Annotated in this window: 25 protein-coding genes and 1 pseudogene; 15 read left to right on the top strand and 11 right to left on the bottom strand. The window is 42.2% G+C overall.

Features of this window, described 5'->3' with window-relative positions; all coding sequences use genetic code 11:
- Positions 1 to 2: 2 nt before the first annotated feature.
- The 5 genes from RM347_RS26485 to RM347_RS26465 all read right to left on the bottom strand — a co-directional run bounded on the left by RM347_RS26485 (position 3) and on the right by RM347_RS26465 (position 4524).
- Positions 3 to 1130, bottom strand: coding sequence for a site-2 protease family protein (locus RM347_RS26485; protein WP_322721627.1), 1128 nt, complete (start codon positions 1128 to 1130; stop codon positions 3 to 5).
- A gap of 329 nt (positions 1131 to 1459) precedes the next feature.
- On the bottom strand, positions 1460 to 2602 hold the full coding sequence (locus RM347_RS26480; RefSeq protein WP_322721628.1) for an HhoA/HhoB/HtrA family serine endopeptidase: 1143 nt from the start codon (positions 2600 to 2602) through the stop codon (positions 1460 to 1462).
- Between the two features lie 45 nt (positions 2603 to 2647).
- On the bottom strand, positions 2648 to 3121 hold the full coding sequence (locus tag RM347_RS26475; RefSeq protein ID WP_322721629.1) for a TspO/MBR family protein: 474 nt from the start codon (positions 3119 to 3121) through the stop codon (positions 2648 to 2650).
- Positions 3122 to 3290: 169 nt separating this feature from the next.
- The gene (locus RM347_RS26470) at positions 3291 to 3854 is read right to left on the bottom strand and encodes a 3'-5' exonuclease (protein ID WP_322721630.1); all 564 of its coding nucleotides are present in this window, start codon (positions 3852 to 3854) and stop codon (positions 3291 to 3293) included.
- A 235-nt stretch (positions 3855 to 4089) separates the two neighbouring features.
- Positions 4090 to 4524 carry a hypothetical protein gene (locus RM347_RS26465; protein ID WP_322721682.1) on the bottom strand — a complete coding sequence of 145 codons (435 nt, stop codon included), beginning with the start codon at positions 4522 to 4524 and terminating at the stop codon, positions 4090 to 4092.
- 149 nt (positions 4525 to 4673) lie between these two features.
- Here RM347_RS26465 and petN point away from each other — a divergent pair, with 149 nt between their 5' ends.
- From petN to RM347_RS26450, 3 genes are all read left to right on the top strand, one after another.
- The gene (gene petN / locus RM347_RS26460; RefSeq protein WP_012408302.1) at positions 4674 to 4763 is read left to right on the top strand and encodes a cytochrome b6-f complex subunit PetN; all 90 of its coding nucleotides are present in this window, start codon (positions 4674 to 4676) and stop codon (positions 4761 to 4763) included.
- Positions 4764 to 4770: 7 nt separating this feature from the next.
- Positions 4771 to 4932: a hypothetical protein gene (locus RM347_RS26455; protein ID WP_322721631.1), complete on the top strand. Its 162-nt coding sequence runs from the start codon at positions 4771 to 4773 to the stop codon at positions 4930 to 4932.
- A gap of 155 nt (positions 4933 to 5087) precedes the next feature.
- The gene (locus RM347_RS26450; protein ID WP_322721632.1) at positions 5088 to 8237 is read left to right on the top strand and encodes a GAF domain-containing protein; all 3150 of its coding nucleotides are present in this window, start codon (positions 5088 to 5090) and stop codon (positions 8235 to 8237) included.
- 200 nt (positions 8238 to 8437) lie between these two features.
- Here the strand turns inward: RM347_RS26450 and RM347_RS26445 are convergent, their stop codons facing one another.
- Positions 8438 to 8656, bottom strand: a complete 219-nt coding sequence (locus RM347_RS26445; RefSeq protein WP_322721633.1) for a type II toxin-antitoxin system HicB family antitoxin — start codon at positions 8654 to 8656, stop codon at positions 8438 to 8440.
- Positions 8643 to 8873 (bottom strand): annotated as a pseudogene (locus RM347_RS26440) (type II toxin-antitoxin system HicA family toxin). The gene RM347_RS26445 and the pseudogene RM347_RS26440 overlap by 14 nt, the downstream one beginning before the upstream one ends.
- Between RM347_RS26440 and RM347_RS26435 the strand changes: the two are divergent.
- The 4 genes from RM347_RS26435 to RM347_RS26420 all read left to right on the top strand — a co-directional run bounded on the left by RM347_RS26435 (position 8848) and on the right by RM347_RS26420 (position 11474).
- Positions 8848 to 9111, top strand: a complete 264-nt coding sequence (locus RM347_RS26435) for a hypothetical protein (protein ID WP_322721634.1) — start codon at positions 8848 to 8850, stop codon at positions 9109 to 9111. The pseudogene RM347_RS26440 and the gene RM347_RS26435 sit on opposite strands and share 26 nt — an antisense overlap.
- Before the next feature lie 27 nt (positions 9112 to 9138).
- Positions 9139 to 9297, top strand: coding sequence for a hypothetical protein (locus RM347_RS26430; RefSeq protein ID WP_322721635.1), 159 nt, complete (start codon positions 9139 to 9141; stop codon positions 9295 to 9297).
- 168 nt (positions 9298 to 9465) lie between these two features.
- The gene (locus RM347_RS26425) at positions 9466 to 10869 is read left to right on the top strand and encodes an AAA family ATPase (RefSeq protein WP_322721636.1); all 1404 of its coding nucleotides are present in this window, start codon (positions 9466 to 9468) and stop codon (positions 10867 to 10869) included.
- A complete protein-coding gene (locus tag RM347_RS26420; RefSeq protein WP_322721637.1) occupies positions 10869 to 11474 on the top strand; it encodes an RloB family protein in 606 nt (201 codons plus the stop codon). The genes RM347_RS26425 and RM347_RS26420 overlap by 1 nt, the downstream gene beginning before the upstream one ends.
- Before the next feature lie 108 nt (positions 11475 to 11582).
- Here RM347_RS26420 and RM347_RS26415 read toward each other — a convergent pair whose 3' ends face one another.
- From RM347_RS26415 to RM347_RS26405, 3 genes are read right to left on the bottom strand one after another with little or no spacing between them, the layout of a single operon-like run.
- A complete protein-coding gene (locus RM347_RS26415; protein ID WP_322721638.1) occupies positions 11583 to 12989 on the bottom strand; it encodes an NAD(P)(+) transhydrogenase (Re/Si-specific) subunit beta in 1407 nt (468 codons plus the stop codon).
- A complete protein-coding gene (locus RM347_RS26410; protein WP_322721639.1) occupies positions 12986 to 13279 on the bottom strand; it encodes an NAD(P) transhydrogenase subunit alpha in 294 nt (97 codons plus the stop codon). Before RM347_RS26410 ends, RM347_RS26415 begins: the two co-directional genes overlap by 4 nt.
- Before the next feature lie 31 nt (positions 13280 to 13310).
- The gene (locus tag RM347_RS26405) at positions 13311 to 14477 is read right to left on the bottom strand and encodes a Re/Si-specific NAD(P)(+) transhydrogenase subunit alpha (protein ID WP_322721640.1); all 1167 of its coding nucleotides are present in this window, start codon (positions 14475 to 14477) and stop codon (positions 13311 to 13313) included.
- Between the two features lie 762 nt (positions 14478 to 15239).
- Between RM347_RS26405 and RM347_RS26400 the strand changes: the two genes are divergently transcribed.
- The 7 genes from RM347_RS26400 to RM347_RS26370 all read left to right on the top strand — a co-directional run bounded on the left by RM347_RS26400 (position 15240) and on the right by RM347_RS26370 (position 19484).
- Entirely contained in the window at positions 15240 to 15752 is a 513-nt protein-coding gene (locus tag RM347_RS26400) for a DUF2808 domain-containing protein (RefSeq protein WP_322721641.1), read from the top strand.
- 122 nt (positions 15753 to 15874) lie between these two features.
- Complete coding sequence (gene rpmH / locus RM347_RS26395) at positions 15875 to 16009, top strand: 50S ribosomal protein L34 (protein ID WP_099102484.1); 135 nt, start codon at positions 15875 to 15877, stop codon at positions 16007 to 16009.
- 26 nt (positions 16010 to 16035) lie between these two features.
- The gene (gene rnpA / locus RM347_RS26390) at positions 16036 to 16458 is read left to right on the top strand and encodes a ribonuclease P protein component (protein ID WP_322721642.1); all 423 of its coding nucleotides are present in this window, start codon (positions 16036 to 16038) and stop codon (positions 16456 to 16458) included.
- Positions 16445 to 16837, top strand: coding sequence for a PH domain-containing protein (locus RM347_RS26385; RefSeq protein WP_322721643.1), 393 nt, complete (start codon positions 16445 to 16447; stop codon positions 16835 to 16837). Before rnpA ends, RM347_RS26385 begins: the two co-directional genes overlap by 14 nt.
- Positions 16838 to 17056: 219 nt before the next feature.
- Positions 17057 to 18208: a membrane protein insertase YidC gene (yidC, locus tag RM347_RS26380; RefSeq protein ID WP_322721644.1), complete on the top strand. Its 1152-nt coding sequence runs from the start codon at positions 17057 to 17059 to the stop codon at positions 18206 to 18208.
- Positions 18205 to 18732: a protein jag gene (locus tag RM347_RS26375; protein ID WP_322721645.1), complete on the top strand. Its 528-nt coding sequence runs from the start codon at positions 18205 to 18207 to the stop codon at positions 18730 to 18732. Before yidC ends, RM347_RS26375 begins: the two co-directional genes overlap by 4 nt.
- Before the next feature lie 236 nt (positions 18733 to 18968).
- Entirely contained in the window at positions 18969 to 19484 is a 516-nt protein-coding gene (locus RM347_RS26370) for a YceD family protein (RefSeq protein ID WP_322721646.1), read from the top strand.
- Between the two features lie 409 nt (positions 19485 to 19893).
- Here RM347_RS26370 and RM347_RS26365 read toward each other — a convergent pair whose 3' ends face one another.
- Positions 19894 to 21543 carry a DUF6798 domain-containing protein gene (locus RM347_RS26365; protein ID WP_428850618.1) on the bottom strand — a complete coding sequence of 550 codons (1650 nt, stop codon included), beginning with the start codon at positions 21541 to 21543 and terminating at the stop codon, positions 19894 to 19896.
- Positions 21544 to 22344: 801 nt separating this feature from the next.
- On the opposite strand from RM347_RS26365, the gene RM347_RS26360 reads away from it, so the two are divergent.
- Complete coding sequence (locus RM347_RS26360; protein WP_322721648.1) at positions 22345 to 23856, top strand: AAA family ATPase; 1512 nt, start codon at positions 22345 to 22347, stop codon at positions 23854 to 23856.
- Positions 23857 to 24063 lie beyond the last annotated feature (207 nt).

Here is a 24063-nt window from a genome sequence, read left to right as displayed (position 1 = left end):
TATCACATCTGGTTACCTAAATCTCGCTGACGCTGTAACCAATGTGCGACATCGTTAGCGGTGATAATACCTTTGAGTGAACCATTCTGAGTCACGAGTACGCGACGAACTCCTGATTCTTGCATTTTTTCCAATACCTGAGACATCTGCTCTTCTGGACGAGCAGTAGCTTCTGTGTCTGTGGGAATCATTGCGTCTCTGACAGTACGATAAATCCATTCTTCGCGCGGGACATCTTTGACCTGATTTAAGGTAATAATGCCTACAGGATGGCTATCTTGCGTTACTGGGAAAGACTGGTAGCGACGACTGAGGAAATATTTATCCACTAAATCTTGCAGCGTCAGGTCAGCATTTACCGTTTCTGGATGGGGAGTCATGATTTCTTGTGCCCGTACTCCTTCGAGACTTGTGCAGATCAAAAGCTCCTCGTAACCAGCTTCTGCGGCGTTGTATAAGAACCAACCAATCAGGATCAACCAAAGTCCACTCAACAAGGCTGAACCAAACAACTCCCAAAAACCAAGGGCAATCAGCAGATAAGCTAACCATTTACCGCTCGTCGAGGCGATTTTGGTAGCCTTTTTCTGGTTGCCAGTATACTTCCAGATTAGCGATCGAAAAACACGACCGCCATCTAGAGGAAACCCAGGCAGCATATTGAATATGGCTAGGATGAGGTTAATCGTTCCCAGGTAAGATGCGACACCCGTAACAACAATACTCCATCCAGCATTTCTGCCGATATACGCAATCAAGCCGAAGAAAGCAGCCAGCACCAAACTGGTAAATGGCCCAACGATCGCAATCTGAAACTCATCATCAGGATTTTCGGCATCCATACGAGTGCGCGACACCCCACCAAAGATAAACAGGGTGATGCCTTCGACGGGAACTCCTTTTGCCCTAGCTACGAAAGAATGAGAAAGCTCATGAGCTAGTAGCGAGGCAAAGAAGAGAAACGTTGCTACTAGGCCCATACCGAAATAAGTTGCATCGGAAAGTCCGGGATAGTTGGCTGGAAATAGACCTGCGCTTAATGTCCACAGAATGAGGAAGACAATTAACAGCCAGGACAAGTCTATTCGGATTTCAAACCCGAAAATAGAACCTAAACGAAAACCTTGCATACATTCCTCTTTTTCTAAAGCAGTTTTTGTCTATAAATGCTATTGGTGAAAATATAGGACTAGTATTTGATTTTTGAAATTACTTGTAGAGATAGGGAACTCTTAACAGGAAACAAAGATATTAGAGGTGTACAGATTTATTTCAGAAATCAAACTGGATTCCTATAAATGAGCGATACTAAATCACCAAAAGCATAGGAAATCACAATCATTGCTTCCTCTGGCAAACGATAGATATTGCCAAATCCCAATAGTGGTCTGTTTGATTAATTTTGTGAGGTTTGTGGTTAGCGATAAATTGCTCAATTTTCAGTGGTGAACTGCCAGAGTTACGTAGGTTTTTTGGCTGGTAACGCCTCGGTTCGGACAACGATCGCTTGTCTTTTTCCGTTACGATTGACTGTAATTTGCAGACGATCGCCGATTTTGGCGGCTTCTACTAGTTGTTGCACTTGCCGTATATTTTCAATGGAAACACCGTTAATGCTTTGAATGATGTCACCCGGACGCAAGCCTGCACGAGCCGCAGGCGAATTAGAGGCAACTCCCAGAACGATCACACCCCGATCCTGGTTAACTTTAAAACCAATATCACTCTGATTAATTTTGGCTTGCAATTCCGGACTCAACTGGGCCATTTGAATACCGATGTAGGGGTGATCCACTCGTCCTTTAGTTACCAATTGTTCGGCGATCCGTTGAGCGTTGTTGATGGGAATGGCGAAGCCTAAACCTTGCGCTCCCTGGACAATGGCGGTATTCATACCAATAACTTCTCCTTCGGCATTCAGCAAAGGGCCGCCAGAGTTACCCGGATTAATCGCCGCATCTGTTTGAATAAAGTCAACCCGCTCTGTCGGTACACCAAGATCCGCAATAGAACGCTGTGTGGCGCTGATAATGCCTTGGGTAACAGTATTGTCCAGTCCTAGAGGATTACCAATTGCGATCGCCCACTGTCCTGGTAATAGATTATCTGAGTTGCCCAGCTTAACTACTGGCAATCCATTGGCTTTAATTCTGACGACTGCGACATCGGTAACAGGGTCAACGCCGACAACATTTCCCTGAAAACGGCGACCATCTTTTAATAAAACTGTGACATTATCCGCACCCTCTACTACATGGGCATTGGTCAAGATTAACCCATTAGCACTGGTAATAAACCCTGAGCCGATACCCCGTTGCACTTTTTCTGTAGTGGGCGACTGTCCCCCAAAAAACCGATCCAATAAAGGATCTGAAGATGTCTCAACAGTGCGAGTAGAGTTGATTCGTACCACTGCGGGTCCTACCTGTTGGACAACCTGAGTTATGTAATTGGCGTCAATTGTTGAAAGTGTTTGAGGTTGTGGGTTTGGCGTCGGTGATTGTTGAGCATTCCTGACCTCTCTGGTGGAGATGCATCCAGCATTGCTACCTATCACTAACAAGGCCAGATAAAGCACAGGTTGCTTGAGAAGTTGTTTCATATTTTTTGATTTCAACAGCACCAAATCAGATTTTGCCGAAGTCTTTTATCTGCCTGCGCCCTGATTAAGTTGAATTAATAGCCAAGTGAGATAAGTACCAAAAGGACCCCAGAGAGCATAGGGTAGGAACAGCCAGGAGGCTTTTTGGGAAATTGGCTTAACCAAAAATGCCAAAATGTAGACGAGAAGTGTTGCCAAGCCACCGACAATCATTCCACCTGTTAGGCTACGAAGTTCTACCACAATAGGACTGTAAACGGAGGTCAAAAGAGCGATCGCAGCGTACATACCCATCAACAGCCAAGGACGAGACTGTTTTGAGCTTCTCTCCCAGACGATAATTGCTGAGATTGTCAGACAGACCCAAATGAATGTCCAGATAAACGGGATGAGAAATTCAAAGGTCAACCAGTCGGGACGCTGCAAGTTCTGAAACCAAGGGTCACGCAATGATGTGAGCAGGCTACCGCCGAAAAATAGTGCTGCCGAAACTGCTGTGATAATCCATCTAGCTCTCACAAAGGTTTCCTGCCATACTAGGATTACACTTTTAGTCTAGTTCAGGGCTGCGTTAGCGTTCGCGGAGCGTCTCGTAGAGAAGCTTACCATACCCTTACGGGGAAGCAAGCTACGCGTAGCAGACGCACCAGAAGGTATCGCCACACCGATCTTGAGGATTTACAATTATTCAGCTTAATTTTTTAGTTTTAATCTGTCTGTAGATAGATGCAATGTTGTGAGCATCATCAATTCCACGATGATGTGTGCCTTTCAATTCTATTCCTAGCTCATTGAGAGCCTGTGCCATACCAAATTTTTTAGACACGCCAAGATATTCTGAAAATTCCTCTTTGATATTTATGTGCTCTGAAGTAAAAGGATAAGGAAAATTATGAAACGCGCAATCTTGAATAAATTGCTTTTTGTCGTAATTGCCCCAAGAACAAAAAATATAATTGGGAAATAAATCAATCCATTCTTTGAAGCGAGAAATTGCCTCTAAAAATTTGGGTGCTTCATCAACATCTTGCTGCCGAATGCTAGTCAATTCGGTGCAAAAACCTGTTAGTTGTGGATGTCTCACAGGTTGGATGAATTTCTGAAACTCTGAATCAATTTCCCACGTTGTTCGATTGAGCATCACTGCACCGATTTCGATGATTTCCATTTCGTGACGGGGAATAGTCTTACTGTTACAGCATGTAGCTTCCAAATCGACTATCAGATAATAGTGAGATATTTGAGTTTTCATATTAGATAATAGAGATTGATAATGACTAATACTAATTATTTATACTTATTTTTTATTTACATAGGTAAATTTTGTAATTGTATTGTATTATTGATACTACAAAAGCGCAATACTTACAGCCTTTTTCATCTATTTGAACCATAATCCCCTGTAGGGAACCCCTACTATACTGAAAAGGTAAATTTTATATTCATTTTCTGCGCTTTACTAAACAAGAACTTAGGAAAAGGGAATTTTAGATTGATGAAAAAGGTTTAACCCAATGGAGTTGAATAGCGATATCAAGAGCGATCGCAGCTATTCCAAACCACAATACACTTTCAAAAGCCAACACGACAAAAGGCCAAATTGTGCTAAAAGAATTCCACCCAAGTTCTATCTGAGTTAATCCGCGTACCAAGCCAAAGGCCAGCACACCACCAACTTTAAGTTGAGGATTTTGATCTGAACGGATGATATAGCGGTAGGTGACACCAAATAGGAAACCAGTAAAAGTTGCAACTGCACCACTCACCCACCAATCCCAATTAACATCACTTTGCAGACTTGCGAGTGTCTGAAAATACTTTGCCAGTACTAAAGTATTCAAAAGACTGGCAATCGCAAAAGCGAAACACCCAGATAAACCCCCAATTATTCCAGCTTTCAGGGATTCTAGCCGTTCTGCCATTAGTTGAATATCTGAAGTTTCGTTCACTTTGCGTCCTTGGGTGAAATTTAAGAGTGCAACGATCGCACCAACACTGTTGAAGGATCAACCGCCCAATCCCTGTATGATAAATATTAGAAACCTTTTGTAATTATTTGAAAAGTGGGACTATGGAGATTTTGACACTAGGTTGGGTATCGCTGTTAGTTGTGTTCACTTGGTCAATTGCAATGGTAGTGTGGGGACGTAACGGACTGTAGAGGCATTGTGGAAAGTCCATTTTTGAGTATTTTGGCTTTATTTGCTGTAGTGCTGCTCGTAGTAGTCACTGGTGGTATTGGTTATTTGACCCTGGCAGATTGGCGCGATCGCCGTCGTCGAGATGAAGAGAAACGCACCACCCGCAGCACCACTCCCAAGCGGCGATAATTCGTTTGTGGTTGAAAAATGTTTTTTGTAGGGACACGATAAGATCGTGTCCCTACAATGTTTTTTATGGCATTAAAAGGAAATAACTGTTACCTTTGCGATCGCTACGGGAATCATGAGATAGAAGACTTTCAATATTTAAAGTCCCACTGGGAATGGAAAACTCCTCTACTACTCAACCCATACAACCAAATTCAGAACAGCAAGAATCTCATTCAGATATGACATTCTCCCTGCGTCAGAATGAGCAACAAAAAACCTTATCTGGAGTTATTGCTTGCATTCGCAAGTCTCTAGATATAGACGCCATCTTCAAAATTACAGTCACTGAAGTACGTCAGCTTCTGAAAACCGATCGGGTTAGTGTGTTTCGTTTTTATCCCGAATTGGTATGGGAAGGGGAATTTATCTATGAAGATGTGGGAGCAGAATGGGGTTCGGCACTAGCAGCTAAACTGAGCGACCACTGCTTTGCTGCGGAGTTTGCAGGCTCATATCAGCAAGGTCGAATTAAAGCAATGGCTGATATATACCAAGCTAGTGTGAGTGATTGTCACGTCCAGATGCTAGAAAGATTCCAAGTACGTGCTAATATAGCTGCCCCCTTGATGAAAGGTAAAGATTTATGGGGATTGCTGTGTATTCATCAGTGTAGTAATCCTCGCGAATGGGAAGCATCAGAAATTGAGTTTGTGCAATTAATCGCCGAACATTTAGGAGTTGCCTTGCAGCAGGCAGATTACCTGGAACAAGTAAAACTACAATCGGCACAATTAGCACAAGCAAAAGCCAGAGAAAAAGCAGCCCAATGGCAGAAAACCATAGCCATAACCATTGAGAAAATTCGTCAGTCTCTAGACTTGGAAAGCATTTTCCACACAAGCACCGCAGAACTTAGGCAGCTACTAAATGCTGACCGTGTGGCTATCTATCGCTTCAATCCCGATTGGAGTGGTGAATTCGTGTTTGAATCAGTGGCAGAGGGTTGGATTTCCCTCATCCATGAGCAGTCGCAGCGCCCGGAATTGAGTGAAAACGTCAGCGAATGTAGCGCCAAAGATTTAGCTAAACCCCCAGTCGCCGATACCTACTTACAAGATACAGAGGGTGGTAGCTTCAGTCGGTGTGAAGTGTACCGGATTTGTAATGATATTTACAATTCAGGCTTTAGCGACTGCTACATTAAAATCTTAGAGATATATCAAGCCAGAGCTTATGTGATCATTGCCATTTACCACGGTCAGAAGCTCTGGGGCTTGCTAGCAGTATACCAGAACGCTGGAATCCGTGATTGGCAAAAAGATGAGGTTTACTTGCTTACCCAAGTGGGCACCCAACTAGGTGTGGCTTTACAGCAAGCGGAATTTATCCAACAAATGCAGATCCAAGCAGCAGAGATTAGCAAAGCTGCTGAAAGGCAAAGGGCATTAGCGAACACCGTAGAAAAAATTCGTCAGTCACTTGAAATTGAAGCCATATTTAAAACCACTACTCAAGAAGTCCGTCGGCTGTTAGAAGTGGAACGAGTCGCAATTTATCGCTTCTATCCTGATTGGAGTGGCGAATTTGTTGCTGATTCCATTGTTGATGGCTGGACACCAATGATTAAGCCGCAGCCTGTGACAGAACGCCTTCTTGTGCAAGGAAAGCAAGCGGGTAAGTATGCACGTAATGAAGTTTTTGTACCAATTTCTCAGGGCGAAAAGCTGTGGGGATTGCTAGTAGCTTATCAAAACTCCCAGCCCCGTTATTGGCAAGATGAGGAAATCAACTTGCTAGCACAAGTTGGCGTTCAATTGGGGGTAGCATTACAACAAGCTGAGTCCTTAAAACAGATGCAGTTGCAAGCCCAAAAACTGGCTAAAGCTGCCGAACGAGAACGGAAAGCGGCTGAAAGGGAAAAGGCCTTAGCCGCAACAGTGGAGAAAATTCGCCAGTCTCTTGATATTGACACCATCTTTGCTACCAGTACAGAAGAAGTCCGACGGCTATTGGAAGTTGATCGAGTGACAATCTATCGATTCGGGCCTGATTGGAGTGGCGAATTTGTTGCTGAGTCTTTAGCCCAAGGTTGGACACCAGTAAGGGAAATTGTTCCTGCAATGTCTACGACAGGCGACGCCTACGCAGATAATCATTTGCAAGAAATCCAAAGAGGAGACTTTGCTAACGGTAAAATTCTTGTTATTAAGGATATTTACAGCACCAATGATTCTATTCCTTACATTGGCCTAATCGAGCTAATGCAAGCTAGGGCATATATGATTGTGCCGATTTTTCAGGGTGAACAACTCTGGGGATTACTAGCAGCTTATCAAAATATCAAATCCCGTGATTGGCAAGAGGATGAGATAGATTTGCTGATGCAGATTGGTACTCAGCTAGGGGTAGGACTTCAGCAAGCGGAATTACTCGAACAAACTCAACGTCAAAAAGAAGAACTCACCCAGACTCTTAAAGAATTACAGAACACTCAGAGCCAGTTAATTCAAAGTGAGAAAATGGCAGGCTTAGGGCAGTTAGTTGCTGGTGTAGCCCATGAAATTAACAACCCGATTAGTTTTATTTATGGCAACATCACTTATGTTACTGAACATGCCGAAAATTTATTTAAATTACTGCGCCTCTATCAGAAACAGTATCCTAAGACAACAGGAGAAATTCAAAAGCAAGTAGCAGCACTGGATTTAGATTTCATTAGTGATGACTTGCCCAAAATTCTGACTTCAATGAAGATGGGGGCAGAGCGAATCTCTCAATTAGTCTTATCATTGCGAAGTTTTTCTCGAATTGACCAAGCCGGAATGAAGCCCGTTGACCTTCATGAAGGCATTGACAGTACTTTGCTAATTTTACAACATCGACTGCAACCGGAGACCAATTCGTTTGCTATTGAGGTAGTTAAGCAATATGGTGAATTGCCTCCAGTAGTCTGCTATGCGGCCCAGATGAATCAGGTATTTATGAATATTCTCAACAATGCGATCGATGCATTGGAAAACTCAGTAACTAGTGGAAAAATAATTGACAATCCTAAAATTTGGATTCGGACAGAAGTGATAGAAGAGAATACTATTCTGATTTGGATTGCCGACAATGGTTGTGGAATTCCAGAGATAATGCGATCGCGCATTTTTGAACCTTTCTTTACCACCAAACAACCCGGACAAGGTACTGGTTTAGGATTATCTATTAGCTACCAAATTATTGTCGAAAAACATGGTGGGAATATCAAGTGTATTTCAGAACCTGGTAACGGCTGTGAGTTCTGGATAGAAATCCCGATGAAACGGATAGTTAGTTAAGAAAAAATCAGGCGATGCCTTTGGCGGGCTTTCCTGCGGAACGCTACGCGATCGCCTTTTTTAACAAACCGCAGAGGCGCAGAGAACATAGAGGAAAAGGAGAAGCGATCGCATTTCAATAAAAAACAAGCGATCGCCTTAATGATAAAGTTCGGAGGCGATATAAAACAAGCGGGTCACTTTATCAAGGTACTACCCATTTAAGCCGCTTTACAAACGGTCGGTTTTGGAAGTTCTTCCCCAGTGGCTTCATAAGCTATTATCAGTGACTCCAATGCTTCAGTACCATTTGCAACAGCTTCCTCATAAGTATCGCCATGCGTCCGAAAAGGCTGTCCAGGACAATCGGGAAATCCGACTAAAAAGCAGTTGTCTTCATCAGACCATTGAATTAGCATTTGATATTTAAATTTGCTCATCTTCTTGATTTTTTCGCTGTTTTTCTTCTACTTCTTGAATTGCTTTTTGAACGTCTTTCTCTTGATAGCGTTTTGCGTCTGAACTGTCTTTACCAGAAACCGTGAGTTTTCCCACATATAACGGATGTATCTAGTTTGTATGACTTCCTTTACCTGGGATTTCTGTAAAATTTGCTCTTACCAACATTTGTTTGAGTTCCCTGATTTTCTTTGGCATTGTCAGGTTTAGACGCTTAATTAATCCCAAGATATCGCACTTACAGCAAATAGGGGAATGCGATACTTCAAGACGAGTCCAGGGGGAAGGCATTCTCAACGAGGTAGGTTATGCGATCGCTCTTTTTAACGAACCACAGAGGACACAGAGGAAGAGAGAGCGATGCCTTTGGCGGGCTTCACCTACGCACGGTGAAGATTTTGCAGGCGATCGCCGATTAGAATTTCACTACAATTAGTAATATAAGTTGCTCTTATGAACTAATATGGAAACTAAAGAAATTCTCCAAGCACTCCCAAACCTGAGCATAAGCGATCGCCTAAAGATAGCTGAATCAGCACTGCAATTGGTTCTTCAAAAAAAACACTCATCTACAAAAGACCAGCAAAAACGTCAACTATCACTAGCAGTAATTACGGACTGATGTATGGAGGTGAAGTGTAGCTAGTGAATTCAGCTCCAACTATTGAGAGAAAAATTAGAGATTGCTCAATGATTAAGGACTTACGAGATTTTCTCTCCTAAGACGTTGGTTTAAGCTTATTATAGAACGAGGAGCAGCGTGAAATAGGAATACTTTGGGTAAAAGATAATGCTAATTCAACTAACTATACAAAATTTTTTGTCTTTTAGAGATGAAGTTACCTTCAGTATGGTAGGGGTTAGCAGTGACCAGCAACACATAGATCATCTTGCTGAAAATGCAGCAGGCAAAGGGCGTTCGTTGCTGCCTATTGCTGCAATTTATGGTGCAAATGCAGCAGGTAAGTCAAATCTCATAGAGGCTCTCAACTTTGTACAAAATCTGGTTGTAGAAGGTACTCGAAGTACTAAATCTATTCCTGTTTCCCCATTTAAACTTAGTGATTATAATAAACAGCCGAGCAAGTTTGAATTTATTTTTATATATCAAGAAACTCAATATTCTTATGGATTTAAATTGAATAGAGAACAAATTTTTGAGGAATGGCTTTATGCTATTCCTCGTGGTAGAAAGCAGGAAGTTATGTACTTTGAGCGGATCACTTCTATAGAAAAAGAAACGAGTCTAGAGTATGGTTCAGTACTTAAAGGTAGAAGTGAGAAACGTAAACAATTTTTAGATTTTATTGCACAAGGAACTCGTCCCAATCAACTTTTTTTAACGGAAGCAATTGAGCGTAATGTTCAAACGTTACTTCCAGTTGCTAACTGGTTTAGAAAAGTACTAACTATTATTCCAGCAGAGGCAGATTATCGAGGTTTAGAAATTGGAATACTCGGTAATGAATCTTTTACAAATTTCCTCAGTGAATTTCTTAAATTTGCGGGGACAGGAATTGATTCGATAAGTACTGAAGAAGTTGAGCTAGATTTTGATCAACACTTTCCAAGTATGCCTAAAACTGTAAGAGAGGATTTCCTTGAAAAACTTGCGGAAGCCGATGATGACTCAGTAGCAATGATAGAAAATATAAGAGGTAAACGGTATCTCCTTTTCAAGAATGAAGGCGGTCAATTAAGCTTGATTCAATTAAAAACTCAGCATCGTCATGAAGATGGACATCTTATTGATTTTACGATTGAAGAGGAGTCAGAAGGAACTCAACGTTTGATTAATCTTATTCCATGTCTCTTTCTCTTAAAGGAAGAAACTGAAAAAGTCATCTTTTTAGATGAACTTGATAGGCGTTTGCATCCTTTATTATCTCGATGTTTTGTACAAGCAGCAATAAATTGTAGAGAAAAAGGTAATCAATTAATCTTTACAACTCACGATACTAACCTACTTGATTTAGATTTACTACGACGTGATGAGATTTGGTTTGTTGAGAAGAATCAGCAGAGTGTGTCCAACCTTTATTCTTTAGCAGAATTCAAGATTAGACCCGACCTAAAAATTGAGAAAGGTTATTTAAACGGTCGCTTTGGTGCTATTCCTTTTTTTGGAGATCCACAAAGTTTAGGATGGTTTGGTTGTGAAACAGATTTATCTGTAGAGATGAGCCAGAAGTGATGGGAAGAATCAATCGAACTAAACTACTGGATCGTCAGCATGACCGAAGAGATGCAAAGCTTTTCATAGTTGCGACTGAGGGGAAAGAAACAGAAAAGCAATATTTTGGAATGTTTCATAGTACCCGAATCAAAGTAGAAGTGTTAGCTACTGGGGATGATAGTAAATCTGCTCCCCAATACGTGTTAGAACGCTTGAATACCTTTAAGGAGCAATATAATTTAAATGAAGACGATATGCTCTGGCTTGTCCTTGACGTAGACCGTTGGGGAGCAAGAAATTTGAGTATGGTGTGTCGTCAAGCCAAGCAAAAAGATTATTATTTAGCTGTCAGCAACCCGTGTTTTGAAATTTGGTTGTGTCTACACTTTGAAGATTTAAACCCTGAAGATAAAACTTGCCAGGATTTTAAATCAAGACTACGAACACTTTTAGGAAGTTACAACAGTAGTAATCTAGATTTGCCTTTATACAAACCTAATATTGCGGATGCGACAAATCGTGCAAAATTGCTGCACCCCAAATTTCAACAAAACTGGCCTCCTACATTAGGAACACACGTATATAGGCTTGTTGAAATTCTTCTCCAAAGCTTGAGTAACTAATTTCGGAATAAAACACAAAAAACTTGCCTCAGAAGCATCACACCCCCAAAGCAAGCCAACTCTCTAAATTCTTTCTTTACTCCGCGCCCTCCGCGCCTTGGCGGTTCGTTAAAGTTGTTTCACTTCCGAAACCAACTTCGCCACCATATCCTTCGCGCTACCAAAAAGCATCGTCGTTTTATCCTTGTAGAACAACTCATTATCTACACCGGCAAAACCCGTACTCATCCCGCGCTTAATTACAATTGTCTGCTTCGCCCGATCTACTTCCAAAATCGGCATACCATAAATCGGACTATTTGTATCACTACGCGCCGCAGGATTTACCACATCATTTGCCCCAATCACTAAAGCCACATCAGCTTGTTCAAACTGGGGATTAATATCATCCATGTCATACAACTGTGTATAAGGCACATTTGCCTCAGCTAGCAACACATTCATGTGCCCCGGCATTCTTCCAGCAACGGGGTGAATGGCATACTTGACATCAACGCCCATTTTTTCTAACTGATCTGACAATTCCCGGACGCTATGTTGCGCTTGGGCGACTGCCATACCATAACCAGGCACAATTACCACAGAACGGGCATAACCCAACATCATTGCCCCTTCTTCTGGATCGATGCTGCGAACAGTTTGATCGATCGCACCACCACTAGCAGCAGCACCACCAGAACTAGAACCTGTACCAAAAGCGCTGAACAGCACACTAAATAAGGAGCGGTTCATCGCCTTACACATAATCTCAGTAAGGATTAAGCCAGATGCTCCTACTAAAGCACCAGCGATGATTAACATATTGTTCATCACCACGAAACCCGCCGCCGCTGCCGCCACACCTGACAACGAGTTCAACAGCGAGATTACCACTGGCATATCGCCGCCACCAATGGGGATGACGAACATCACACCCAGCACTAAGGAAACAGCTACCACTCCCAAGAATATGGGTAAGCTATCTGGTGTGATGATTAAATAGGCACTGCCTACCAAATAAGCACCTAGAAGTAAGAGGTTAAATGGTTGCTGGAAAGGAAATGTAATCGGGGAACCGCTGATTAAACCTTGCAATTTGGCAAAGGCTAAAAAACTACCTGTGAAGGTAACGCCACCGATTAACACGTCCAATAGCATGGAAATGTTGACATCTAGGGGTATTGTCTGAGAACTATCTAATAACCGCCAGAATTCGGCAACAGCTACTAATGCCGAAGCCGCACCACCTAAACCGTTGAGTAAACCCACCATTTGGGGCATTTCCGTCATTTGGACTTTGTAAGCTACGATCGCACCAATTCCCGATCCAATCGCCAAGCCCAACAATATCATCTCGTAGTTCAACACATGCTGATCCAGCATTGTCGCCACAATTGCCAACAGCATCCCCACTGCTGCGATTACATTACCGTTCCGCGCTGTAGCTGGTGAACCTAGCTTTTTCAAACCAAAAATGAATAAGGATGCAGCGACTAAATATGTCAGCTGAATGCCAGTTGGTAAAAAGTCGCTCACGCCTTAATCTCCTTCTTCTTGAACATTTGCAGCATTCTATCTGTGACTAGAAAGCCACCTACAACGTTGACTGTAGCTAGTACCACAGCAATTAAACCGAGAATCACTGACACACTTGTTTCTCTCGCACCAGCAGCAACTATTGCTCCAAGTACCGCAATGCCCGAAATCGCGTTTGAGCCTGACATTAAGGGTGTGTGTAGAGTCGGTGGTATTTTGTTGATAACTTCAAAGCCGATAAAAGATGCCAAAACAAATACAAACAAAGCAGCAAGTAATGCCTCTGTCATGAAATCAAAACTCCTTATGGTAATTTGGCTACTAACCTGCTCCAACGCCGCTCAAAGCTTGTAGCGCATCCCGCACTCGTTGATTGCGAATTTCACCAGCGTGGGTAACGCAAGCTGCATCAACGATGTCGTCGCTAAAGTCCACCTGCAAAGCTTTGTCTTTAATCAGCAGTTGAATCAACGATGTTACGTTCTTGGCATACAATTGGCTGGCGTGAATTGGCATCGATGATGGGAGATTGATAGGGCCGATAATTGTCACGCCGTTCCATACAATATCTTTTCCAGGTTCTGTGCAGGCGCAGTTACCACCCTGATCGGCAGCCAAATCCACAATCACTGAACCGGGTTTCATTTGTGCCACCATTTCTTCTGTAACAAGCCGTGGTGCTTGTCTCCCAGGAACTTGGGCGGTGGTAATTACCACATCAGAATTTTTGACGTGTTCGGTGACAACTTCTTGGGTACGTTGTTTGCTAGCCTCAGAAATTTCCTTGGCGTAACCGCCAGCAGCGACGGTTTCTTCGTCTAATTTGACTTCAACAAATTTTGCCCCTAAGCTTTGCACTTCTTCTTTGACGGCGGGACGAATATCAAAGGCTTCTACCACTGCTCCCAAACGTCTAGCGGTGGCGATCGCTTGCAATCCGGCTACACCAGCACCCATAATAAATACTTTCGCTGGAGCGATCGTGCCTGCGGCTGTAGTTAACATCGGGAAATATTTCGGTAATGCAGCTGCCGCAATTAATACTGCTTTGTAACCTGCTAATGAAGCTTGCGAGGACAAAGCATCCATACTTTGCGCCCTGGTAGTACGGGGAATCATTTCCATACTCAAGGCTGTAACTTTCCGATTTGCTAGTTGCTCTGCTACAACAGGATTTCCTAAAGGATTGAGGAAACTGACTAATACAGCCCCTTCCTTTAACAAATCAATTTCTGAGCGTCCATCTTCTCGTTCTTGTGGTGGGCTGACTTTCAGCAGAATATCTGTTTCGCCCCATAATTTGGCAGTATCGCTGATTATTGTGGCTCCTGCGGCTTCATAAGCAGAATCGCTGAAAAACGATCGCTCTCCTGCACCTGTTTCTACCCACACTTCCAAACCTTGTTTTACCAATCGGGCAACGGTGTCAGGAATTAATGCCACACGACGTTCACAAACTTCAATTTCTTTAGCAACTGCTATTCTCATGAAATCTCCTGAAGATAAATACCTAATCTCTGCCAAGTAAGCGATTGTCTAGATGAGGCGTATCCCGCACTCATAGTACTTAGGCAGGAACATCAGCCATGAATTTTACTTGTAGATTGAACCTTGAATCTTTCGTCTCCCACTCTTAGCTGTCCAGGCAAAGCCTGACTTTGCCGCTTGCAGATGTCATATTTTCAGATAGTTGCAAACAGGGTTACGTATTGCACATCCTAAATTGATTCCCAAATTTTGCATCTTTATCTTCAGCTTATTTTCGGGATTGAGAAATTTTGGTATTCCTTTCTTATAGAGTAATATTGACCAAATTTTGATAGCTTTATGATTTCCCAATCAAATTTTAATGATTACGACTTTGATTCCAACTTATTTTAATCAATTTAGCCCAAGTTAACTGGCGATCGCTGAGGGCACGCCTCAATTTTTATAACAAAATTCTCAAATTTAGATACACTTATACATATTTGGAAACACAATCCAATCCTGACTGTGTTTCTATTTAGTTCAAAATTTGACCCACCTATTCATAAAATCACCACTCTGTAAGGGTAATAAAGTAAATCGAGTCTATGCTAAATTTATAACTAAGTAATTTCGCTGCCGCCCAAACCTCAGGGGAGATGGCACTTTTTGTTGTTACTGAACGTCAATTGTCAGGAAGTCAGTAGTAAAGTTTAGTAACGAATACTAACACACAGCTATTTTTAGATAACAGATTTATATTTTGGTAGAGGAAGCCCGATTATGCGACGTTTACTTTCCACTTTAGCCGTGACTAGCTTTTTGGTTACTGGATTACCAGCCCTGACTTGGGCAGATAGCTTACCAGGATTTACCCTGTTTAGCGGTGTCAAAGCCGAAAATCAACTGCCCTTCCGGTTAGATTTTGGTGGACAAGCTAATGGTTGGGATCGATACATATTGAGAATTCCAGCCAAAAGAATGAAATTGGCAGTTGGTCAATTTGCCATTAACTACCCTGATTATTACAAAGGAACTTTTGACCAGAAACAAATTGAAGTCCGAGTCAAAGGCAAAGCAGTTCCGCTTTCTGAGGTGAAGTGGGACAAAGAAGGTAAGCTGATTAATATTTTTCCCCAGGAGCCGGTGCCAGCAGGTAGCCCAGTTGAGGTAGTCTTATCTAACGTGAAAAACCCAGCCTTCGGCGGAGTTTACTATTTTAACTGTCAAGTTCTCTCCCCTGGTGATGTGCCACTACTGCGCTACATGGGAACATGGATTTTGAGCATCAATTAATTCAGGGGAGTAGGGAAAAAATTCTTCTCCTCTGTCTCTGCCGTCCAATGCACAATTTCATAAAAAAGTGATACAATTAGAGATTGTGAGTTTTTATAAAAATCACCTAAGAGGAGAACAGTATGAAAAGAACACTGGGCGGTACTAGCCGTAAGAGAAAAAGAACCTCTGGTTTTCGCGCCAGAATGCGGACACCAGACGGCAGAAACGTGATTAGCGCTAGGAGAAAAAAGGGACGTCACCGTCTGAGCGTTTAGGGCGTATTTAAGCTAAAAGAGCATCTGTGGCTTTGCCCAAAGCAAATCGGCTAAAATCCCGCAAGGATTTCCAGGCAGTTTTCCGGGAAGGAATTCGGCGTCATGGCTCTTATTTAACATTGAGAGCCTTAAAGCCGTTGTGTTCAACAAAACCTTCTTTAGGCACTGCCACCCAGACTACACAAGCAACTGACTCAGCACATCTTGCCAGCACGCGGATTGGCATTTCCATAAGCACAAAAGTCAGCAAAAGGGCAGTGGTTCGCAACCGAATCAAACGGCAAATTACTGCTGCTTTACACAACTTGCTGCCCAAATTATCACCAGGATGGCGGCTAGTGGTCATTGTCAAACCCACAGCAGCAGAATCTAAGTGCGTAAGCCCACAATTTCTGCAAGAATTAGAGCAGTTATTGGCACAAGCCGAGGTGTTAGATGGGAATTCGTGAAGATGTTTATTATGAAGGTGGCCCCCATGTTGGGGATTTAATTATCAACCTGCTGATTGGGCTAACCATTGTCGGGATACCATTAACAGTCGGGGCAATTGTCAGGGCATTGTGGCTGCGTTTCCGCATTACCGATCGCCGAATTACCGTGACGGGAGGTTGGCAGGGGCGCGATCGCACTGACGTAATTTACTCAGAAATTGTCAAAATCGTCAAAGTTCCCCGTGGTATTGGCTTATGGGGAGATATGGCGATAACCCTAAGAAACGGCAGTCGTCTCGAATTGCGTGCAATTCCCAAATTTCGGGAAGTCTATGACTATATCAATGAAAGAATTGCTGCGAAAAATCCCGAATTTAGCGGCACTGCCAACAAGTGATGGGAGAAATAAGTAGGGAGGAGGGAATAGTGAATGCAAAATTTGCTCAGAAAAAATCCAAAATTCAGAACTTCCCACTTACAAAAATTACATACCACTCCCCACTCCCCTTTTTTTGAGATGTGCGGCTATCCGTAGCGAAGGATAGTCGCAGATAATTCATGATTTAGATAAATTAGATTCAGTCAGTTTACAGTACCTCAGGTTGAATTCAGAATAATGGATTTTGGTATCGGCTTTCTCTCGAACAACGTGATGCTGCCAATCATAGATTTTTTCTATGGTATTGTGCCTAGCTACGGATTGGCGATCGTTGCTTTGACCCTGATAGTCCGCTTCGCGCTCTATCCCCTGAGTGCTGGCTCAATTCGTAACATGCGGAAGATGCGAATTGTACAACCTCTGATGCAGAAGCGGATGGCAGAAATTAAAGAGCGCTATAAGGATGAACCGCAAAAGCAGCAGGAGGAAATGGTCAATGTTCAAAAAGAATTTGGCAACCCCTTGGCAGGCTGTTTTCCATTACTAGTGCAAATGCCGGTCTTATTAGCACTGTTTGCCACTTTGCGGGGTTCGCCTTTTGCAAGTGCGAACTACAGCGTTAACCTGCAAATCCTTCCCGCAGAACAAATCGAGCAAATTCAACCGCAAGCCTTTGCCACTGCTCCTCAAAATATTTACGTTGCTGATGGGGAACACGTTAAAGTAGCTGCAATCATTCCCAGTGGAAACAAACTAGCGGTGGGAGAGCAAACCAAGATACAGTATCAGACTGTTGAGGGCAAACCATTTCAGGTGCTTGTAGCAGAACACCCAGAAAATAAGCTCATTCCTGATTGGAAAGTCACCAAAGGTGAAGATAGAGTAAAAATTGATGCTGATGGCAATGTAGAAGCCTTGCAACCCGGAGAAGTCACTATTCAAGGAACAATTCCTGGACTAGCAGCAGAAAAAGGCTTTCTATTCATTGATGCCTTAGGCAGGGTTGGCGCACAAGATCCAGATGGCACAATCCACTGGGATATCGTCGCCATGATTGTCTTCTTTGGGATCAGCCTTTATGTTAGCCAAATGCTTTCTGGGCAAAATTCCAGTGGCGGCAATCCGCAGCAGGATACAGTTAACAAAATCACTCCAGTTATTTTTTCTGGGATGTTTTTGTTCTTCCCCTTACCAGCTGGGGTGCTGATGTATATGGTGATTGGTAATATTTTCCAAACCGCACAAACTTATCTTCTCTCCCGCGAACCTCTACCAGAAGAACTGCAAAAAATCGTAGAAACCCAGGAGAAAGAAGCAGCAGTCACCGAACAAAAGGCATTGCCATTTGAACCAAAAAGTGCCAAGAAAAAGGCGACAGGGGGATCATGAGCAACATTTCGATGCAGCGAGGTCAGCAGTGGTTAAAAACCCTGCTGGAGCTCACTGGAATACCTGCTGAGATTCAGGGTCATTTAGAAACTGCCCAATCTCAAGACGGCGATTCCCCAGAACCAGATAACTACTGGTTGACAATTGACCAAACTAATTTGACGTCAGAACAAATCCAGGTCTTAATTGGTGCTGATGGCTCTGTGTTAGATGCGATTCAGTATCTAGCAAATTCGGTTCTTAACCTAAGCCAACCCCCTGAGGAACAAGCCTCTTACACCATTGAGTTGAATGGCTACCGAGTCAAAAGAGAAGCCGAAATTCGCGCATTAGCAGAAGCAGCAGCCGATGAAGTGCGTTTTTCTGGTAAAGAAGTGGAAATCAAATCCCTTAGTTCTGCTGAAAGGCGTCAAATCCATACATTCTTGAAGGAGTTTGGAGATTTGGAAACCTTCAGTCGCGGTAAAGAGCCGCATCGTCATCTGGTTGTGCGACCAGCTTCGTTGGAAGGAGTTAGGAGTTAAGAGTCATTCAATTTTGGATTTTAGACTTCGTCGTGAGCGCTCAGTCGAACGATTTTAGATTTTTCCTTCAATCCAAAATTGAAAATCTTAAATTGGCAGAGTTAGGAGTTAATTGAAAACTCATAACCATATAATTTCAAAATTTATCTTGTTCTTAAGAGATAAAATAAAGATGTAATATCAGTATAATTGCTGATGATGAAGATAAATTTTAGTGAGGATATCTCACAAATCCTATGGACGCAATCTTTATTCCGCAGCTAACTAAAGCCCCGGAGCGGACAGAGGAAGTTCAGGTTAAGGAATTTCTACCTGGTCTGGAAACCCTGACTCCAATTCGCGGTCATGTGCGCGTGCAGCATCATGGCAATTACTTGGAAGTGTCCGGTCAGGCAGAAACAATTATCACTTGTACCTGCAACCGCTGTTTGCAGCAATACAATCGACGTTTAGGGCTTGATACGAAAGAAATTATCTGGTTAGACGAAACTGCAAATCAGCCAAATGACTTGCCTTTAGAAAGGGAAGTAGTTATGGAAGATTTGCTTGAAACCCTACCACCCGATGGTTATTTTTATCCCAACGAATGGCTGTATGAGCAGATGTGCTTGGCAATTCCCCAGCGCCAATTATGCGATCGCAATTGTCCAGGTATTCCTGCAATTACTGTTGATACTTCTGATACTGAAACTCCAGTTGATAACCGTTGGGCTTCTCTGGAAGCACTGAAAAAGCAACTTCCGGGACAGTAAAGTATCTTGTAGTTTACTCAGTTAATCTATGAGATGTATATAGAACTGCACTGATATTTCTTGAGGATGAGTTCCTAATAGACGGTTTATTTGCTCTACTAGGTTCATCTCATCACATATACCTGCGACTATGTTTTACTTGGTCAATATCTTGTAATGGTAATGTGATATCTAAAATAGTGAAGCTGTCATGCTTCAAAAATACAATATTTTGCGATGCCTGCGGCGGGCTATGTCTACGCACCTGCAGAATGTGGATTCTAAGGCTGTAGGATTTGAACTGCACCTTTGTATTTTGGCTGAAAACCCTTATGCTTCGTTGCAAAACTCAGCACCAAATAGAGTATTGGTTAATTAGTACTTTGGGAATATTCAACAATTATTTATTTAGCTAACTTAGCACAAATGTCTATTTTGCTTTCTGGTAAATAAGATATTGTGGATTACGATAAATAATAGACAAATCTAATTTATGTTTAACGCTAGTTACAAAATAGTCTGACTGATACTTAGCCATCAAAAAATTAACCTGAGCCGTTGTTAAAGAGTAGTATCCATTGTCAAGCACTTGTTGAAGTTCAAATCCTTTTGTTTTTATCTTTAATTCCTTACTAATAACTGGCAAAATAGAAGGGTTATTGCCGCTTAAGTCTCTCATCCGTTCATACCACTCAAGTATTCCAAGCTTATTCTGAGGGAAAAGCTTAAATTTAGCTATAGTTGGACGCTCTGCTAACCAAGTAAAGCTATCAAAAGAGGCTGGAGAGGATATTAGAATTGTATCTCTAGAAGTATGATCTCGAACCCAAGCACATAAAGATTTTTCCTCAAGAGATACTCCTTGCAAGCTACTTGGAAATTGGCTGAGGCTCAGTAGTTGATTTTTAAAGGTTATGGTAGGCTTAGTCATTAAAAAGCTTAGGAGTAAAATACTTCCCAATAAAAGCAACTGCCGCTTCTTACCAACAAATGTCCGCTCTAATAAGCACGCAAAGAGTAAGCAAGTATTAAGTGGTAATATAGCGCTGCCTACTCGAAAGGGATAGTACTGTAAGAAATTGCCATTAGAGTCAAAAGGTGCGACAGCTATTCCTAAAAAGAAAGGTATTAGGCTAATAATCGTAAAATCCAATAGCCTCATGCTGGCTATATATTGTTCAGAAAAGTCATATATAGATTTGTGATTTCTGGCGCTGCTTTGCTGGATGCGCCTTAGTAATATAGTAGTGATTATTAGTACTACCAGATACATTGTCAGTTTTATCCACCAACTTGGAGACCAGGACAGGGGGTTTAAGTGGTGGGGCAAACGTAAAAAAACATAAATGTAAGAAGTAAATATAGGACTTTCGGGCTGAGGGTTGAACAATTGCTCTAGTACAGCTTTAACAGAAAAAGAACTAGCTATTAAATAGATGAGAACTATCCCTCCGAAACGCCGAAAATTCATACTACAAGTATTCCATCTCAGAATTAGTAATACTAGGAGCATTAGAAATGACCAGCCACCTACTAACACATGAAATGAAGTAGCTAGTCCCAACATTAAAGCCATCCAATAATAGCTTTTGCTTAACATTGCTCCAATAGCTAACAAGACAAAACCATAGCTAAAAACCTTTGGCTGAACTCCTGATACTATTAGTTCACCAGCGGCGAAGCTTTGAGCAGTCATGAAAACAAAAACCGCTAGCAACAACAACGGTAAACTCAGACCCAATCTTCTTTTGATTAAAACCAGTCCTAATGCAATGAGACAATAGCATAGTATCCGACCTACTACAGAAGTTGCTAAGAATCCCCAAGCTAGTATCAAATTACCTATCAAAATCTGGAATATGAGTCTATACCCTGGTGATTGATTGAGATACCAATCTCCTGGAACCCAGTTTGGATTTGCGTACTGTTTCGCTAAAGGTAAGATATCAAGTTCGTTTGATCTGGACATATTTGCATCCAGTAGTTGCAAGATACATAAGAGGGCTGTAATTGCCAGAACCTCAAATCCTATCTTGTATAGTTTTGACATCGAATAAAAATTTAGCTTTATCCAATTCATAGCCAGTTTTTAGTTTGGGATAGGCGTTATTTATTTCTTTGGATCTTCAGTATTTAATATAGGCAATCAATCCGCCAAAAATCTCAAATTACTGCTGTACAATAAAAACAGACATTATTTTTTTTACATAATTGAGTACAGCTATAAGCTCTCAATTCTATTATTGTTACAAGATTTTAAATACTCACAAATATTGATTTTTTGAGCATAATATATTGCAATAAACAGTATGAGCAATATGCTAGCTTTAGTTTAGGTTTACACGACTATTAGACAGATTTTATTATTTCACTTAATATTATTTATTAGCTAGGCTTTAGGTTTACCCAGAGGTTACAAACGGGATCTATCTATTGCGTCGCCATCAAATTGGCAATGTAGCAGGGAAATAAGGAGCAGTGAACAATAAAGAAGGGAATAGATATGTACTGAGTTTTTTAAAAAATCAAATTGTACTTTTATAGATATTAGTCTGATTAAGTAATGCTTTCGGATCAAAAAAAATATTTTTATCCAATCTTTATATAATCTTTATCCAATCTTTTATCCGCATATATTTATTAACAGTGATTATGTAACGGCAATTCTAGATGCTTTCAAACCAAAAGTAACTCCGAAATTTTGAGCAGCGTTAATTTTTCAAGAATTATTCTATGTGCTTATAGCCTAATACTTTTGAGGAATATCCACATATAGCGATCGCACTGGCAACCGCTATGAACTGGTAAATGTTGGTTTTTTAGTTGTGAGAGGCGATACAAACCTGAACAATGAGAGAAGAACTAATAACCACAGCTATATATGAACTTTCGTGAAGAGTTTAAACTGCTGCTACGTGCCCGCTACCCGTTGATTTACATTCCCACTTATGAAGAGGAGCGGGTAGAAGCAGCTATCCGGGAAGAAGCAACCAACCAGGGTAATCGCCCAGTGTATACTTGGGATTTTGTCGATGGCTACCAGGGAAACCCCAATGATGTTGGCTTTGGGCGACGTAACCCCCTACAAGCTTTGGAGTTCATCGAAAAATTACCAGCCTCTGCACCTGCGGTATTGATTCTCCGAGACTATCATCGGTTTTTAGATGATGTAGCGATCGCCCGCAAACTCCGCAACCTGTCCCGACTCCTCAAGTCGCAACCAAAAAATATTGTTTTATTGTCGCCACGCATCGCCATTCCTGACGACTTAACCGAAGTACTGACAGTCGTCGAGTTTCCCTTACCCGCTGCCCCAGAAATTAAAACTGAGGTAGAACGTTTACTACAAAGCACTGGTAACTCCCTTTCTGGCAAAGTTTTAGATGATTTGGTGCGCTCTTGCCAAGGGCTTTCGATGGAACGGATTCGGCGGGTTTTGGCAAAAGCGATCGCTACCCACGGAGAATTGCAACCAGAAGACGTGGATCTCGTTTTGGAAGAAAAGCGCCAAACTATCCGCCAAACCCAAATCCTGGACTTCTACCCCGCCACTGAGCAAATTTCTGATATTGGCGGACTCGATAACCTCAAAGACTGGCTGATTCGCCGAGGAGGTTCATTTACTGATAAGGCGCGACAGTACGGATTACCGCACCCCCGTGGTTTAATGTTGGTGGGTATTCAGGGAACTGGTAAATCTTTAACGGCAAAAGCGATCGCTCATCACTGGCATTTACCCTTGTTACGTCTGGATGTGGGCAGGTTATTTGGTGGTTTGGTGGGTGAATCAGAATCTCGGACTCGCCAAATGATCCAAGTAGCTGAAGCCCTCGCTCCTTGTATTTTGTGGATTGATGAAATAGATAAAGCCTTTGCCGGACTTGGTAGCAAAGGTGATGCAGGAACAGCCAGCCGTGTGTTTGGCACTTTTATTACCTGGCTAGCCGAAAAGACCTCACCCGTGTTTGTCGTCGCTACCGCCAACGACATCCAAGCCTTACCGCCGGAAATGCTCCGTAAGGGGCGATTTGATGAAATTTTCTTTGTGGGTTTGCCCACCCAAGAAGAGAGAAAAGCAATTTATGATGTTCATTTATCCCGATTGCGCCCCCATAACTTAAAAAGTTATGACATCGAAAGGTTAGCATACGAAACACCCGATTTTTCTGGGGCAGAGATTGAGCAAACTTTAATTGAAGCGATGCATATTGGATTTAGCCAAAATCGCGACTTTGCTACTGACGACATTTTAGAAGCAGCTAGTCAGATCATCCCCTTGGCGCGAACTGCCGTAGAGCAAATTCAGCAACTCCAAGAATGGGCTGCTGCTGGGAGAGCGCGTTTAGCATCTAAACACAGTCCTTTAAGCGAACGCCTCCGGCGCACTACATGAACGCATTCAGCAGTAGCTACAATAATGAGTTAGTCAAAAGTCCATAGTCAATAGTTAATGATGAATTATTATGGACTATTGATTCATACGGATGGGTTACATTGCTTCTCGACTCGTAACTCTTTAGAGCCAGTTCAACGTCACTCCCCTCAATGGGGGAAATACCCACGTGACTGGCTTCCCTTGAACGCCACTTGACTCTTAATA

It is taken from the genome of Nostoc sp. ChiQUE02, assembly GCF_034531305.2.
Classification (GTDB): Bacteria; Cyanobacteriota; Cyanobacteriia; order Cyanobacteriales; family Nostocaceae; genus Nostoc.
The sequence above is the reverse complement of the archived record's forward strand: the minus strand, read 5'-3'. Positions and strand labels throughout refer to the sequence as shown.

Coding starts and splice junctions, on each gene's coding strand:
- RM347_RS26485 (WP_322721627.1), bottom strand. CDS start 1,130: ATGCAAGGTTTTCGTTTAGGTTCTATTTTCGGGTTTGAAATCCGAATA.
- RM347_RS26480 (WP_322721628.1), bottom strand. CDS start 2,602: ATGAAACAACTTCTCAAGCAACCTGTGCTTTATCTGGCCTTGTTAGTG.
- RM347_RS26470 (WP_322721630.1), bottom strand. CDS start 3,854: ATGAAAACTCAAATATCTCACTATTATCTGATAGTCGATTTGGAAGCT.
- RM347_RS26465 (WP_322721682.1), bottom strand. CDS start 4,524: ATGGCAGAACGGCTAGAATCCCTGAAAGCTGGAATAATTGGGGGTTTA.
- petN (WP_012408302.1), top strand. CDS start 4,674: ATGGAGATTTTGACACTAGGTTGGGTATCGCTGTTAGTTGTGTTCACT.
- RM347_RS26450 (WP_322721632.1), top strand. CDS start 5,088: ATGGAAAACTCCTCTACTACTCAACCCATACAACCAAATTCAGAACAG.
- RM347_RS26445 (WP_322721633.1), bottom strand. CDS start 8,656: ATGAGCAAATTTAAATATCAAATGCTAATTCAATGGTCTGATGAAGAC.
- RM347_RS26430 (WP_322721635.1), top strand. CDS start 9,139: ATGGAAACTAAAGAAATTCTCCAAGCACTCCCAAACCTGAGCATAAGC.
- RM347_RS26425 (WP_322721636.1), top strand. CDS start 9,466: ATGCTAATTCAACTAACTATACAAAATTTTTTGTCTTTTAGAGATGAA.
- RM347_RS26420 (WP_322721637.1), top strand. CDS start 10,869: ATGGGAAGAATCAATCGAACTAAACTACTGGATCGTCAGCATGACCGA.
- RM347_RS26410 (WP_322721639.1), bottom strand. CDS start 13,279: ATGACAGAGGCATTACTTGCTGCTTTGTTTGTATTTGTTTTGGCATCT.
- RM347_RS26405 (WP_322721640.1), bottom strand. CDS start 14,477: ATGAGAATAGCAGTTGCTAAAGAAATTGAAGTTTGTGAACGTCGTGTG.
- RM347_RS26400 (WP_322721641.1), top strand. CDS start 15,240: ATGCGACGTTTACTTTCCACTTTAGCCGTGACTAGCTTTTTGGTTACT.
- rpmH (WP_099102484.1), top strand. CDS start 15,875: ATGAAAAGAACACTGGGCGGTACTAGCCGTAAGAGAAAAAGAACCTCT.
- RM347_RS26385 (WP_322721643.1), top strand. CDS start 16,445: ATGGGAATTCGTGAAGATGTTTATTATGAAGGTGGCCCCCATGTTGGG.
- yidC (WP_322721644.1), top strand. CDS start 17,057: ATGGATTTTGGTATCGGCTTTCTCTCGAACAACGTGATGCTGCCAATC.
- RM347_RS26375 (WP_322721645.1), top strand. CDS start 18,205: ATGAGCAACATTTCGATGCAGCGAGGTCAGCAGTGGTTAAAAACCCTG.
- RM347_RS26370 (WP_322721646.1), top strand. CDS start 18,969: ATGGACGCAATCTTTATTCCGCAGCTAACTAAAGCCCCGGAGCGGACA.
- RM347_RS26365 (WP_428850618.1), bottom strand. CDS start 21,543: ATGAATTGGATAAAGCTAAATTTTTATTCGATGTCAAAACTATACAAG.
- RM347_RS26360 (WP_322721648.1), top strand. CDS start 22,345: ATGAACTTTCGTGAAGAGTTTAAACTGCTGCTACGTGCCCGCTACCCG.